At 60.5% G+C, this 14,442-nt stretch carries 11 protein-coding genes and 1 pseudogene; 5 read left to right on the top strand and 7 right to left on the bottom strand.

Annotated features, from left to right (window positions below):
- Positions 1 to 165 precede the first annotated feature (165 nt).
- From CQ14_RS02280 to CQ14_RS02270, 3 genes are all read right to left on the bottom strand, one after another.
- Positions 166 to 1,323 (bottom strand): epoxide hydrolase family protein, encoded by a 1,158-nt coding sequence (locus CQ14_RS02280; RefSeq protein WP_057856316.1) that lies wholly within the window; start codon positions 1,321 to 1,323, stop codon positions 166 to 168.
- A 170-nt stretch (positions 1,324 to 1,493) separates the two neighbouring features.
- Positions 1,494 to 1,874 carry a hypothetical protein gene (locus tag CQ14_RS02275; RefSeq protein ID WP_057856315.1) on the bottom strand — a complete coding sequence of 127 codons (381 nt, stop codon included), beginning with the start codon at positions 1,872 to 1,874 and terminating at the stop codon, positions 1,494 to 1,496.
- A gap of 537 nt (positions 1,875 to 2,411) precedes the next feature.
- Positions 2,412 to 2,687: a hypothetical protein gene (locus CQ14_RS02270; RefSeq protein ID WP_057856314.1), complete on the bottom strand. Its 276-nt coding sequence runs from the start codon at positions 2,685 to 2,687 to the stop codon at positions 2,412 to 2,414.
- A gap of 741 nt (positions 2,688 to 3,428) precedes the next feature.
- Here CQ14_RS02270 and CQ14_RS02265 point away from each other — a divergent pair.
- The 5 genes from CQ14_RS02265 (at position 3,429) to CQ14_RS02245 (ending at position 10,375) form a co-directional block, all read left to right on the top strand.
- Positions 3,429 to 4,142: an alginate O-acetyltransferase AlgF gene (locus CQ14_RS02265; RefSeq protein WP_199805421.1), complete on the top strand. Its 714-nt coding sequence runs from the start codon at positions 3,429 to 3,431 to the stop codon at positions 4,140 to 4,142.
- A gap of 11 nt (positions 4,143 to 4,153) precedes the next feature.
- Positions 4,154 to 5,539, top strand: a complete 1,386-nt coding sequence (locus tag CQ14_RS02260) for an MBOAT family O-acyltransferase (RefSeq protein WP_057856312.1) — start codon at positions 4,154 to 4,156, stop codon at positions 5,537 to 5,539.
- Between the two features lie 12 nt (positions 5,540 to 5,551).
- Positions 5,552 to 6,610, top strand: a complete 1,059-nt coding sequence (locus tag CQ14_RS02255) for an alginate O-acetyltransferase AlgX-related protein (protein WP_057856311.1) — start codon at positions 5,552 to 5,554, stop codon at positions 6,608 to 6,610.
- A 41-nt stretch (positions 6,611 to 6,651) separates the two neighbouring features.
- Positions 6,652 to 7,578 (top strand): alginate O-acetyltransferase AlgX-related protein, encoded by a 927-nt coding sequence (locus tag CQ14_RS02250; RefSeq protein ID WP_199805420.1) that lies wholly within the window; start codon positions 6,652 to 6,654, stop codon positions 7,576 to 7,578.
- Between the two features lie 193 nt (positions 7,579 to 7,771).
- The gene (locus CQ14_RS02245) at positions 7,772 to 10,375 is read left to right on the top strand and encodes an NfrA family protein (protein ID WP_082649664.1); all 2,604 of its coding nucleotides are present in this window, start codon (positions 7,772 to 7,774) and stop codon (positions 10,373 to 10,375) included.
- 189 nt (positions 10,376 to 10,564) lie between these two features.
- Here the strand turns inward: CQ14_RS02245 and CQ14_RS48040 are convergent.
- The 4 genes and pseudogenes from CQ14_RS48040 to CQ14_RS02225 all read right to left on the bottom strand — a co-directional run.
- Positions 10,565 to 10,672: pseudogene (locus CQ14_RS48040) on the bottom strand (PEPxxWA-CTERM sorting domain-containing protein); the annotation flags it as partial.
- Positions 10,673 to 11,933: 1,261 nt separating this feature from the next.
- The gene (locus CQ14_RS45180) at positions 11,934 to 12,119 is read right to left on the bottom strand and encodes a hypothetical protein (RefSeq protein WP_156434628.1); all 186 of its coding nucleotides are present in this window, start codon (positions 12,117 to 12,119) and stop codon (positions 11,934 to 11,936) included.
- A gap of 358 nt (positions 12,120 to 12,477) precedes the next feature.
- Positions 12,478 to 12,708: a hypothetical protein gene (locus tag CQ14_RS02230; RefSeq protein WP_156434627.1), complete on the bottom strand. Its 231-nt coding sequence runs from the start codon at positions 12,706 to 12,708 to the stop codon at positions 12,478 to 12,480.
- Positions 12,709 to 13,523: 815 nt separating this feature from the next.
- The coding region (locus tag CQ14_RS02225) for a glycosyltransferase family 2 protein (RefSeq protein ID WP_199805419.1) at positions 13,524 to 14,442 on the bottom strand (919 nt) is incomplete at its 5' end.

Here is a 14,442-nt window from a genome sequence, read left to right as displayed (position 1 = left end):
CTCCCTTTTTTGACCAAGGGAAATGCAACAAACATGCCGAATGAGCGGCTTTGCCATTAACTCGCCCTGCGCCCGACCGCCGTGTATTCGGTGCGCAGCGGCGCTTCAGGTACGGTCCCGGTTTGCCGGGATGCGTCGAAAATGGGCATAGGGGAGCCGAACTGATCAGGAAACAGGCGGTTTGCGCACGGTCTTGAAGAAATCTCGCACCTCCTGCACGAACAGATCCGGCTGCTCGAACGCCGCGAAGTGACCGCCCTTCGGCATTTCGCTCCAGTGCTGGATGTTCGTGTAGCTCGCCTCCATCCACTTTCGCACCGGCGTGACGATCTCCTTGGGGAAGACGGCGACGCCAGTCGGCACTACCACCTTGTGAGCCGTGCGTCGCTTCGGCCCAAAGCTTTCCCAGTACAGGCGCGCCGATGAGGCGGCCGTCGCTGTCACCCAATAAAGCATGACATTGTCGAGCAGCTCGTCGCGGCCGACGATGTTTTCGGGATGTCCGTCGCAATCGGTCCAGGACCAGAACTTTTCCAGGATCCACGCCGCCTGCCCGCTCGGCGAATCCGTCAAGCCGTAACCAAGCGTTTGCGGCCGGGTGGACTGTTGCTTGGAATAACCGGAATCCCAATCGGCGTAATACTGGATGCCCTTCAAGGCGCGCGCTTCCTCGGGCGTCGGCTGTCCTTCCACATTGGGACGCGTCGACATCGCCAGCGTGATGTGGATGCCGGCGCAATGTTCCGGGTCCTGCGCACCGAGCGCGGTGGTGATTGCCGATCCCCAATCGCCGCCCTGCGCGCCGTATCGCGCATATCCGAGGCGATCCATCAGCGCCGCCCAGCTTGACGCAATGCGATCGATGCCCCAGCCGGTTGTCTTCGGCTTCTCTGAAAAGCCGAAGCCCGGCAGCGACGGGCAAACGACGTGAAACGCGTCGGCGGCGCTGCCGCCATGCGCGGTCGGATCAGCCAGCGGTTCGATCACCTTGTGAAATTCGACCACCGAGCCCGGCCAGCCATGCGTGATGACCAGCGGCATCGCATCCGGGTGCGGCGAACGCACATGCAGGAAATGAATATCGAGCCCACCGATTTCGGTGGTGAACTGCGCAAAGCGATTGAGCCGCGCCTCGCGCCGGCGCCAATCGTACTCCTCGGCCCAGTAGCGGCAGATGTCCTTGATCCATTTCAGCGGCGCGCCCTGGCTCCAGTCGTCGACCGGTTCGGCCTCCGGCCAGCGCGTGTTGCGCAGCCGCGACTTGAGGTCGTGGAGGACGTCGTCGCCAATCGAAATGCGATAGGGCTTGATTTCAGCGCTCATGAAGGCCCCCGTTTTCTTATCCCGGTGAAGCCGCCGGGACGGGCTCCCCGCGGAAATCATCGTCGCACACGCGGCCGATATCAAGGGTGGCCGCCGGGGCGCGCCGATTTCACACGAACGTCGAGACTGTCAGCAGATGCAGCAGGCGATCAATCCGCTCAGATACCGCTCTATTGCTTGCGCGATTGCGCGGTCGTCGTCCTCGCATCCCTGAAATGGAGGAAAAGCTTGAAGCCGCAAAAAACGCTCATCAGCGCCGGCGGAAACATGATCGCGGCAAGCAGCAAAGGCGACATGTTCGATGAAGGGTCAATCCATCTTTCAAACAGCCAAACCAGCGCAAGGTCGACGGAAACGACCAGCAAAGCGAGACCCAGCAACGGCAGAATGAGCCCGGCGAACATCGAAGGCCAGCCAGGTGCAGCAGCCGACCAATCGATGCCATCGAATTCCGGTTCGTGCGGTACGGCCTTGGAGATATCAGCCAGGTCGGGCTTGTCGCTTAACCCGACGTTTCGAGGACGCTGAGTCCACGCAACCACATCGTTCATTTTAACGACCATGATAATTAAACAGCGTGATTATCTTAAAAACCGGGAATCGCATGTTTGATTGGCCGCCAGTATCGGCAGCGTTGCGCGATCCTATAGCAGCGATTTGATAGGGTTTATAGGGCGAAGCCGGCTTTATTTGGGTTCCACGGCAATCCGCATGTGGAGATATAATTGCAACTTGCGGCAAAGGTTCGCTCGCGATGACCGCGACCATGAATGGCAGCGCCACATTATGTGAGAACAACTTCCAGGCTGCGCTTCGCCTCCCTCGGGGCCAAGCAAAACGAGCCTTCGCGCTCCGCGACGATGAACAAATTCGAATCTAGAGCGTTATGCCTGACCGATTAGCGATCTGCAGTCGGTCGGGAGCGTGGGGGATGATTCGTATCCTGTTCGTTTCATGGGCCGTTTTGATGCTGGCATCGCAGCTCATTTGCGGCTGCGCCACGTTCCTGCATTGGCTTTCGGCAGGCTAACGGCCGACGCAGCTACGGCGTCTGGCAGATCTTCGTCTGCCAGATCTTGGGCCCGTGATCAGTACCAGGGCCACCAGTTATAGCGATAACGCGGATTGCCGTAGTAACCAGGTCCAGCGTACGGCCCATAGAAATTCTTGTCGCCATAAACCCACCGAGCGACCGGGCGGCGCCGATCCGGTCGGTAGCAATTGCCCGCCTCGTCGCAGATCACCTTCGCAGCCGTGATGAGCGAATCCGGAGCAGGCTGCATATGGCTCAGCAGCGGCGCCGCACTGGCATTGGAAGCAATCAAGAAACTGGCCGCCAGCACCGACGCAAAGATCGTTTGCATGTCTCGTCTCCCCCTCGCGAATTAACTAGCTGCTGCTCCGAAAATGCGAAGCCCATACAGACAAACAAAAACTGGTTCCTTGCCGGACCCTATCCGCTTGGCCGGATGCTGACTAGGCCTCCTGCCTGATTTTCCAGGAACAGCCGGAATTCGCATGACAATCGGCGCCCGCGGGTTCGGCGACTATGCGACCATTGCCCCGGCCGCTTCCGCTACACCGGATGCCGGATGCCCGCCTGAACTGACGTGTCGCGCAGCGCTTGAAGCGTTCCTCTTGGAGAGCCGCACCGGCCGCATTTCAGAATGGAGCATGGATCCGGCTGGGCCTCGACCGGCAACGCAACCGTCAGGCTCCCGCATTGCGCGCAAACCAGCTTGAATGTTTGCCTGTTCATCAGGTCCACGTTCGCCTCGATATCCATACTAAAAACCATCAATCGAACTTCGACAAGCTGAAATAATGAACGATTGAAAAAGCCTCAATGGAATGCCGGCCAAGGCCGCCGCCCGGAACCTACAAATTCAGATTCTTGCCGATCTCTGCAACGGGCGAACGCATTTAACCCTAATAATCCCGGGGTTTTACGGGTGGACGTTTACTATTCGACCGGTTCTTGATCGCATTAAATTTCCGAATCCGCCCTGAGATGATATGACCCCTCCGTTGCAGCGTAGCAGCCACCCGCGGGCTGCCGATTAACATTTAACGCTGGCGAAAAGCGCTTTATTTCGGAGTTTGATTTGTCTCGCCGGCCCAACCTGCAGCCGCCTTCCATCGCCCGGCATCTTTGCCTGCGTTGGTCGTCCGCAATTGCGGTGTGCTGGCTGGCGATCAGTCCGGCCTTCGCGCAGGAAATCGGAAAGCTCTACGCCACCCGACCTCCCCCCGGATCGGCATTCATTCGCGTCGCTTCCATCGGCGACATCAAGGCCGACACGCGGCTGCACATCAACGCCCGCGACCTGTCGATCGTCGACAACGACGCCGCCAGCCGATACCGGGCGGTGCGCGCCGACGCACCGGTCAGGCTGTCGATCGATGGGGCCGCCGTCGGGAAAAACATCACCTTTCTACCGGACCGCTTCTATACGGTCGTGGTTGCGCGCGAGGGCGCGAACTGGAGCGCTCACGCCATCGACGAAGGCCCGGGCGGCAACGCCAGCGACCTGAAAGCCCAGCTTCGTTTTTTCAATCTCATGCCGGGCTGCGAGGCAACGCTGCGAATTGCCGAAGGTCCCACCGTTTTCGATGCGGTCGCTTTCACGACCGTCAAATCGCGCGCCATCAATCCGGTGGAAGCCCTGCTCGAGGCCACCTGCGGCAGCAGCAATGTCTCATTGAAGCTCCCCCCGCTCCGCTCGGGCGATCACTATAGCCTGTTTCTCACCCAGGCCGGCGGCAAGAGCGTGCTCTCAGGCCAATTTGACGAAACCGAACCGTATCGGGACCGGTAGGCGATCGCTGCATGGTTTTCGTCAGCGACTCCTTCGTCTTCGTTTTCCTGCCGCTGTTCCTGATTGCCTATGCGGGCGTCCCCGCCTTCCTGCGAAATTCGACCATCCTGTTCTTCAGCCTGGTTTTCTATGGCTGGTGGCGCTTCGATTTTCTGCCGCTGCTTGTCGCGATCGCCTGCTGGTCGTGGTTGACCGGCTTGTGGATTGCGAGGGCGTCGGGAGCAGAGCGGCGTTGGGCCTTGCTCGCAGGGATCGTGCCGCCGCTCGTCAGCCTGATCTATTTCAAATACGTCAACCTGTTCGTCGACAGCATGAACAGTCTCGGCGCGCCAGTTAAGGACTGGTCGCCCATTCCGCTGCCGATCGGACTGTCGTTCTTCGTATTCGGTGCCATATCCTATTCGGTCGACGTCTTCCGAAAGACGGTCCCCGCCGAGCCCAGCCTGATCAACTATTCGACCTATCAGGCGATGTTCGGTCATCTCGTGGCAGGCCCGGTCGTCCGCTACCAGTCGGTCGCGGAACGACTGAAATCCCGCGTGTTCCATTCCGCGGAATTTGCCGAAGGCCTGCGGCGGTTCATGCTGGGCTTTGCGCAAAAAGTGCTGATCGGCGACACGCTCGCGCCGCTCGTCGATGCCGGCTATGCGCTGCCGGCGCCATCAACCTGCGACACGGTCATCACGGTCGTCGCCTATACGCTGCATCTGTATTTCGACTTCGCCGGCTACAGCAGCATGGCCATCGGCCTGGGCTTGATGGTCGGCTTGAAGTTTCCCGAAAATTTCGACAATCCGTATCTGAGCACGTCGCTCGCGGAATTCTGGCGGCGATGGCATATCAGCCTGTCGAGCTGGCTGCGCGATTATCTGTACATCCCCCTCGGCGGCAACCGGGCCGGCCGCGTTCGATCCTATGTCAACCTGATGGTGACGATGGCGCTGGGCGGACTGTGGCACGGTGCGAGCTGGACCTTCATGATCTGGGGCATCTGGCACGGCATCGGGCTGGTGGTGGGCCGCGCCTGGAACGCGATGCGAATGCCGGCCCTGCCCGCACCCGTCGGGCATGTCGTCACGCTGGTTTTCGTCATGATCGGCTGGACGCTGTTCCGCGCACAGGACTGGCAAACGGCGGCGACGATGTTCAGTGGCCTGGCAGGTCAGCACGGTTTTGCGATGACAAACGGCTTCGCCGCCGCGATGAGACCGATTGAAGTCGTGACGCTCTTTGTCGGAATTGCGATGGTGTATCTGCCTGCGTTGAGCAAGTCATCGCCATGGTTGACGTCGGCCATTGCCCGGCCGCCCTTTCTGCTCGCTGCAGTTCTGTGGCTGTGGTCGCTATGGGTAATACAAAGCCGAACGGTCATTCCGTTCCTCTACTTCCAGTTCTGAGCGAGCGCCGGCATGATAAAAATCCTGACCGTTCTGGCGATCATCTTCTCAGGCTTCCTGTCCGTCCTCATTCGCGGCGGCGATTCCCTCTACGACATCCTCAAGGCTGCGCCGTTGCAGGACTACATGTCCGGAAGCCTCTCCGGCAAGATCGATCGCGCCGTTTTCGATGCCATTCCCCGAAGCGCCGGCTTGAACGGTTTTTCGGGCGGGCTGCTCTACAAGGGATTGCGCGATGCCGGGCCGCAGGTGTGGGCCGGCTGCAACGACTGGCTCTATTCCGCCGAAGAATTGCGCGTCGATGATCGGGATGCCGAACCTATGGCGGCGCGCCTTCGCTTATTGCCGCACCTGGTGCAGGCTTTTGCCGAGCGCAAGATTCTGCTCATCGTCGTTCCCGTCCCGGACAAGGCCGAGCAGGTCGAGGAGCAGCTCTGCGGAATTTCCGCCGACGCGTCACGCGTTCGCGCAAATGCGTGGGCGCACGCGGCGAGCGCCACGAAACTTCACCAGGTCAACTTGCGGGATCAATGGCCCCGGCCCGGCTATTGGCGCACCGACACGCACTGGGACAGCGCTGGTGCGCATTTCGCGGCCGAAGCCGTCGCCAAACTTGTCAACGGCGCAATGGGAGCGGGAACCGAACGCATCAGCCTGACACGCGGCGTCAGGCATGAGCGCCCCGGTGATCTCACGCGCCTGGCGGGATTGCAGGATGGGCCAAAGTGGCTGGCGCCGGCTGCGGAATATGCCGAGGATGCGCGGACCGCCATCCAGCGGTCCGGCGGGCTGCTGGACGACGCAGCGGCACCGTCGGTCCTGCTCGCCGGCTCGTCATTTTCGCAAAACTCCGGTTTCATCGAATATCTGCAGGCCGCACTTGCGCGCGAGGTCGCGCAGGTCAGCGAGGCCGGTGGCGGCTTTGCAGGCGCCCTGCTCAAACTGCTGCAACAGAAACCGGAGATGTTGGCGGGCGCGAAGGTTGTGATATGGGAGTGGCCGATGCGTTCGCTCGTCGCGCCGCTGAGCGATGCCGAGCGGCAGATGCTGCGGCAAATCGAAGGTCATTGATCGTGCGTCGGCCCCTTGCAAATCTCATTGCGGCGACAGCCGTGTTCTTCGCGACAACGACTGTTTCAGTGGCGCGCGATGCCGTCCTCGAGGGCAAGCAGAACTGGCTGTTTGCCGGATGGGAAAGCCTGACGATCACAAAGCCCGCCGCTGAAAAATCATCGATCGGCCTGATCGCCGGCGCGAGCCGCCAGTTCACGAAAAAGAACATCAAGCTGATCGTCCTGATCGTGCCGCTGAAGCCACGATATTATGAGCCGTTGTTGCCCGACGGTGCCGCGATGTCGGACGATATCCGCAAGCGCTACGACATGCTGTTGACCGAGCTCCGCGCCAGCGGCGTCACCGCGATCGACGTCAGGGATGCGTTCAAGACCGTGGTCGCCGGCAAGCAGGAAGTGTTTTACCGCGCCGACTTCCACTGGACGACATTTGCCGCGGAGGCGAGCGCCGATGAGGTGGCGGCGCTGATCCTCTCATCGGGCCCGCTGCCGGGAAAAGCCGGAACCGGAATGAAACTCGGCGATTGGATCAACGATCGCCATCTCGGCGACCTCGCCGCCAACTTCCTTTCGCCGGAACGGAAGCGCGAGATCGGTCCGGAAGCCTACGTCATCCGCCAGGCTCCCAAGGTTGCCGCGGGATTGCTGGACAGCGATCCGGCACCGGTGGCCGTGGTCGGGAATAGTTTTGTGCAGCCCTATTTCGGATTTTCTCAGCGGCTGTCGAACAAGATCGACCGGCCCGTCTCGCTCAAGTGGAATCCTGGTGATGTTGGCCCGTGGGCCACCTTACTGCAATACCTCAAATCATCGGAATTCGCGGGACATCCACCCCAGTTCGTGGTCTGGCAATTTAATGAGGCCCAGCTTCAAAATGGACCTGACGCGGTCGGGGAATGGGCTGCTCAAAGCATTACTAGCCCTGCCGATTGGAACGCACGCCTGCAGGAGGCGCTGCGCAACTAGGAAAACTGGTTAACGCGCGCTGGCGTTCGCGTCGGGCCGCAGCAAAAACATCACAGCCCCCAAAAAAGTGAGAAAAATTAATAACATCAAGGCCTGCCGCGCCACCAAAACGCGGTTTATCAGTTCCGCTGAATCGCCGCCTCGGTTAGAGTTTGGCGTTAAAATTTAACGGGATTGGCGTAACGCTGGTTACATGGGGAATTGGGGCGGGAAATACCTGAACCGGACGATTTGTCGGGCGGCGCTGGCTGCGCTTTTGCTCGGGGCTGTGCTGTGTTCCGGTGCCGTCGCCCAGATCGCGGATAGCGGCCCCCCCTTGGAGGGCGAGGCCTATACGGCGACGGAGACCGCCTACAAGGCGTTCGGCCGGGGCGACTACAAGGCTTCCGCGGCAAGCGCCGCAGAGGCTGTGGCGCTCCGTCCTGATCTCCTCCGCCTGCATCTTCTGCTGATCGATTCCCTGGTTGCCGCGGGCGACCTCGCCCAGGCCGAGCAGGCAACCAAGGCCGCCTCGGCGGCGTTTGCGGGCAATCAGGAGCTCGAGGGGCGCCAAGCGAATATTCGGCAGCGCCTCGCCCAGCAGCCGGCCGGCGAGGGCTACAAGGCGCTTGAACGGGGCGATGCCAAGGCAGCGGTCCGGGCGGCTCGCAGCGCGGTCGAATATGCACCCGACTCGATGTCCTACCGCCTGTTGTTGCTGAGCGCCCAGCTCGCGGACGGCAATTTCAACGATGCGGTCGCGACCGCGACCGGTGCAATCAAGCTCGACCCAGGCAATTACGTGCCGCTGGTCTGGCGCGCCTACCTCTACCAGAAGCTGGGCAACCGGGCGCAGGCGGTTAGCGATTTCAATGCGGCCCTTGCCACCCCCAACCTGACCGACATCGAAAAGAAGAACATCCGCCTGATCGCAGCCGATGCGGCGCTTGCCTCGGGCGATTTTCGTACCGTCCAGGAATTGCTGGCGAACTATTCGAAGACCGATCCTGCGGTCGTGACACGTCTGGGCGATGCGGACGCTGCGGCCGAGAAAAAGGCGACGTTGAAGGGCGACGGCAAGCTGATGCTTCCGCCGGTGCAGACCTGTCGCGACACACCCTATGGCTCGGTGTGCAGCCTCGAGGCGCCGCTGGTCCAGAGCATTGCCACCCCGGTCCCTCCCGTCGACAAGGCCGCGGAGAGTTTCGAGGCCGCGGGCAAGGCCTATCAGGCGAGCCGGGCCAGGAACTACTCGCTGGCGATCGAAGAGGCCCGGAAGGCTGTCGAGGCCAGTCCGGAGACGGTCGCCAATCATCTCCTGCTGGTGAACCTGATGATCAGCGCAGGCCGGCCGGCCGACGCGGAAGTCGCCGCCAGCCGGGCCATTGCACAGGGCCACGGCACCGCCGAAATCTACGCCCAGCGCGGCTATGCCCGTAACCTGCAGCATAATCGGCGCGGGGCGATGGCCGATTGGGAGACCGCCCTTCAGCGCGGGCTGCCGCCGGATCAGGCCCGGAACGTCCGGCTGTCGCTGGTGGATGCCGCCCTCGCTGCCAAGGATCCGCAGCGCGCGCTGCGCACCCTTCAAAGGCTGCCGATAACCTACGACACCGCAATCCGCCGAGCCTATGCCCTGCAGGCGCTCGATCGGAAGGAAGAATCCATCGCCGAGTTCCGGACCGCCGAACGACTTGGCCCGACGGCGATCCTGCGCGACGAAGCCTTGCGCGCCCAGATCAACACCCTCCTGGAACTGAAGCGCAAACCCGAGGCGCGCGCGATCTTCGATCAAGCCATCGCGCGCGGCCGGCTGAGCACGATGCGGGACGCCGATCTCGCCTACCTCGCGGTCGCCGTCGGCAACGACGAGATCGCACTGAACCGCTTCGATCGCGCGCATGACCGCGGGCAACTTCCGCCACGGGCAACGATCGATGCCGGCTATACGGCCATGCGTCAGTTCCAGAACCCGAAAGCGATCGCCTATCTCATGGAAGGGGTCGACGCCAAGGCCGACGGCCGCATCAACATCGACGATCAGAAACTGTTCGAAACCCGCCGCACGATCTCGGACCTGTCGCGCGTGTGGGGCATCAACAGCTCGATTACCTACGGCAAGGTCGGGTCGGCGCCGAACCCGTTCCTGGTCGTGAACAATCCCGCAAGCACCTACACGTCTCAGCTCGGGACCGAGCTCTATTATCGCCCCCCGGAGTTCGGCAACCGGAACGGTGCGCTGTTCGACGTCTTCGTCCGGCTGTTCGAAACGCTGTACGATCAGGCCGGCGGCCCCACGGGATTGCGGACCACGCAAGGCATGGTCGGCGCGCGCTGGAAGCCGTTCTCGGACCACAACCTCGTTCTCGAGGTGGACAAGCTGATCGCGCTCGGCGATGCGGCCCGGAACGATACGCTGCTGCGGGCGGCCTACTCCTACACGGTCGGTACCGATCTCCGGGCGATCGATACCCACTGGCCGACCTGGTACGTCTATGCCGAGGTCGACAAGTTCCTCGAGAAGAGCCAGCTCGTCGGCATCGCCGAAGGACGCTTCGGGCACAGCTTCCGCCTCGATCCCATCAGCCGCAATCTGGTGTTCTTCCCGCATGCCGTGCTGGCTGCCAGCTACGACGACTCCTTCGCCAACCACGAAGCCTATTCGGCCGGCGCCGGCGGCTCGCTGCGCTACTGGTTCGGCGAAACCAAGTATCTCGCGCCTCCCTCCTACTGGGAGCTGACGCTGCAGTACCGCTTCCGCATTGCCGGCGACAAGCGGGCCGAAGGCATCTTCGCGCAGACGTCGATCAATTATTGAGCGCAGACCCACTCGGCTTTTCGGAATTGAAATGACAACAGCTTACGCGGGTGGCGGTGGACACCTTGTGCGCCCCAGTCATCAACGTCGCCAATCAATTGACCGCGCGACTTTCGCGTTCTTCTTGAGCACAAAAAAACAGAGCCGCCTTGCGGCGGCTCTGCGGTGCTGAATGAAGATTGGCGGATGTTAAGCCATCGCCAAAGCCGGCCTCGCCTTGCGGCGATAGGCCATGAAGCCAAGACCAGCAAAACCGGCAATCATCATGACCCAGGTCGACGGCTCGGGAACGGCGGCCGTCAGGAACTGCACTTCGCTGAGCATGATCCAGGGCTCAAGCCCTGAGTTGGGCTTCAACTCCCCGGTCTGGCCAAGCGCAGCTTCCTTGCGGAAACCGCTGCTGTAGATGCCGTCGTCCGGATCGCAGAAGGTCACGCAATTGGATGAATTGTAGGGATCGGCGGGATTATATCCCTTCACGTGGTCGTTGTAGTAATTGATGCCATCCTGCTGCAACACTCCGCGATTGAGCGTCAAGCCAAACTGCGAACTGGACGAGATCAAACCGAACCCGCTGAGGGTGATCAGCGCCGTGTCGTCATTGATCGACGTCAACGAAAACGTCACGCCGGTCGGAACACCATTGATCGTAAGCTCCACGCTAGCTGGCGCGGCCACGAGGCCGTTGGCATTCCCGAGAATCGGGTTGTAGGCAGCCACGTAAAGCGAAATCGAACTTACGGTCTGGCCTGCGGCGAGATTGAAGATGATGCTCGGGTCCTGGTACTTCCAACCGACATACTGGGAAGGGCCGGAATACATCAAATTCGATACGTTGCCCGTGGGGCTGCTCACCGCCGAGTAGCCGAGTGTCGCGATCACGCCGTCTGTCAGCTTCCCGGTGCCTCCGCTGAGCCAAGCTTCTTTCGGCGCCGCATTGTTGGGAACGAGTTGGTTCGATCCGTTTTGGCTGGCGTTCGCAGTCGGCGAGCCCTCGCCCGTCTTCGTATAGGTCCAATCGAAATAGTTCTGATTACCAGNTTGGCGTTGTGAATTGCGTGGCGCCGTTGCCGTTGTTCATCTCATAACTGGTNGACAGTAACGAGGCCGGCCGATGCAGTCGTAGAACCCAGCAAGACGGTTGAGAGAGCAATGAGCAAACGAGACCGCATATTAAATTCCTCAAGAGGTGCGCAAATAAATCGAACACCGCCATTTGTTGTTACCAAGTTATTACCACGGGCCTTATCTAGTGCAAGCCGCATCTTCTGCGGCAGCGTTTATCGTTAACAGCCCAATCGTGCAGGTTGTTGCCAAAGATCACCGGTGCGCGCATCGGTTGATTTGGGCCGTCAATAAACGCGGCTTTGCTCAGTTTGCTGAGTCCCGTACGTGGTGTGTGTCCCAAAAAGGCACCGAGGTTCAAACCCTCGAAAAGCCGTGATAATCATGCCGCGACGTTGTTCGGCATTTAATACCCTTTCAAAATTAACCTATTTTCATTTAATGTTCAGTTTTGGATCCTGGCCGGGTCGAGGCTGATTCGCTGGCCAGCAGCTTAGTTCGCACGCCGACCGTCCGATCGGTGCTTTGCAGCGGGATTACCCGGCTGGTTTGCCGGCAGGGCCGGATCGGGCACCCTGGCGAACTCGTTCGTCACGCCATCCGCCGCCGGCCCGCGAAAAACAAAAAAGCCCCGATCCGTGACCACGATGTCGCCCTTCTGAAGCAGGGTATCGTTCATGGCCATATCCGAGGCGATCCGCGCGGCCTCCGCGGCAGAGGGTGGCGGCCGCCTGATGCGACCACTCTCCTGTCCGTGCACCGCTGCGCTCAGGATCAAGGCGGCCGGGACGACAAAGGCTTTCCACATGGCTTTCTGGCAGACAGAAGCGGATGGCAAAATCCTATAGCAAGAAGCCTCCTGACCGGCGGCTCTTTTCTGAGACGCGTAATCGCGAGCCCGATGGGCGCCCAGAAGTGGAAAAAATCAATCCACGACGGTTAGCGGCCTGATCAGACCCGTCGATCCACAATATCCCGTAGGCGATTAGCGACCTGGTTTTGGCGGGCAAGACTGAAAATTAAGGAAACTCGGACGATTAGACGTTGGCTCGAATCTTGGCCATCCCCGAGCATACCGTGGCTGCGAACCTGTTTTCCGGGGTCGTTTTCAGTTCGCTGCCCTGCTGATTATCGTCCCGGTCCGATTGACCGCGCAATGCCATTTCGAGCTTCAGCCAATCGCTCTCTTTGATTTCGGTCGATTCATTCAGCGCGGCAAGCAACGCGCTTGTCAGTCTATCCGACACGGCCACAGTCCCCTGCTCCATTGGCACCATCCCGGCTCTCACGCCGGAAGAACGGTGTCGCAACCACCCAAAGCCGCCGATCGAACGCAATGCTGTCTGAGCTAGAAATCCCGACTACGGGACGATTCGCAAGCGTGCCGCCGAATTCGCGTGCGTTTTTCCGACTCTTGATGAACGGCTCTTGAGTTCGCTTGATAGCCTACAAAGGGCGCTGTGGATATGAACGCTTGTTTGGCTGGGCTAATTCTTCTGCGCCGCGGCAGGAATGCAACAGCGCATTATGGCCGGGAGAAAATGCGACGGCAGCGGGAAGCTCCCGGACGATAGGGCCAACCCGCTGGGTAACCATGGTCCGGCTCCGGAGCATGTTTTGTGCGCACGGCACGAGGCGGACTGCCTACACTCCCAAGAGCCATTCTACGCCGGTGAATATCGCCCACAGCCAACCAACCATGGCGATCCCGATTGCCGCCAGATAGAGCGGCGGCGCCAGTCCTTGACGCAACTTGATCATTGTGAACTTCGCAGAGCTTCAGCCTCGGACAGACGTTCGCGAAGGCGTCGCAATTCGAGATATCGTTCGGCGATGGTCTCGGCCGGGCGCTTTTTCAAGATCCTCCGCGGCTTCTTCGGTTTCGGCAGAATGGTCGTGCGACCGTGCGCTTTCATGAGTGCCCCTCCTCCTGCCTGAGAACTCAGGCAAACGGCATGCCAGTTAAATTCGGTGATGCGACTGGGCTCCGTTTAACCTTTGTCGGCGCGTTTTTATGGGAGTTCGATAACGGTTGCGTGACCCGTTTGGGGGACGCCGCGGAAAAAATCGCCGGCAAAAATGGCTAGTTGGGCGTTGATCGGTCGGTCCGTATCCAGTGGGACGCCGTGCCGCCTAACAACATCCGGCCGTAGAACCCGATTTTTTTAAATGCAAAGGAGCCGAATGATAGTGCCTGGTGCGCCGGGAAAACCTCGCGCCCGAATTTAAACCAGGCCAGAAGAACGCACAGGATAAATCCAGCGAGAGTGCCGCCCGCGATCAGGGTGGGCAGCCACGGCCCTCCAAGCAAGGTGACCAATGAAGTCAGGCCCATCATCCCGACGATCATCAACGCAAGGAGAGAGAGCGGCGGCACCGAAAGATCGAGCGCCAGCACAAGAACGTTGGCATCGCCGCGCTTCAAGCCGGCAGCCAGAAGCTGCGGAACGAATCTTCCGATCGTGGCGATATGACCCTGCACCCAGCGCTGACGCTGACTCTCGGTGCCCTTGGCGCTGGTCGGAAATGCGCTGGTAACTTTCACGAACGGGAAGAAATACGGAGCCTTGCCCGCTTGCGCGAGATCGAGCCCCAGCTTCAAATCCTCAACCAGATGACCGCTGGCCAGCGGTGCGGAGCTGATCGCACTCCACGGAAACATCATTCCCGTTCCCATCAACTGAACCGGACCACGAAGGTTTCTCAGTCCAAGGGGACGAATCCAGTTTCTTAAGATCCAGGCGAACTCCGCGAAGCTGTGATTGATGGGCGAATTTTCAGCGCTTCGCATCATGAACAGCGCTTGTACCGGCCGCTGAACCTGCTGACAGACCCGCTTTAGCCCTTCGATCAGGTCGGCCTCGAGCCGGCAATCGGCGTCGACGAAGAGAACAAAATCAGGAGGGTCCTCGGCAAGATGGTTTATGCCCCACCCCATCGCGAATCCCTTGCCGATTCTTTCCCGGTCGTTGCGGACAACAACCTCCGCCCCCGCTTCGGCC

The organism is Bradyrhizobium lablabi (assembly GCF_001440475.1).
In the GTDB taxonomy this organism is placed as follows: domain Bacteria; phylum Pseudomonadota; class Alphaproteobacteria; order Rhizobiales; family Xanthobacteraceae; genus Bradyrhizobium; species Bradyrhizobium lablabi.
This window is presented reverse-complemented; position numbering and strand designations above follow the sequence as displayed.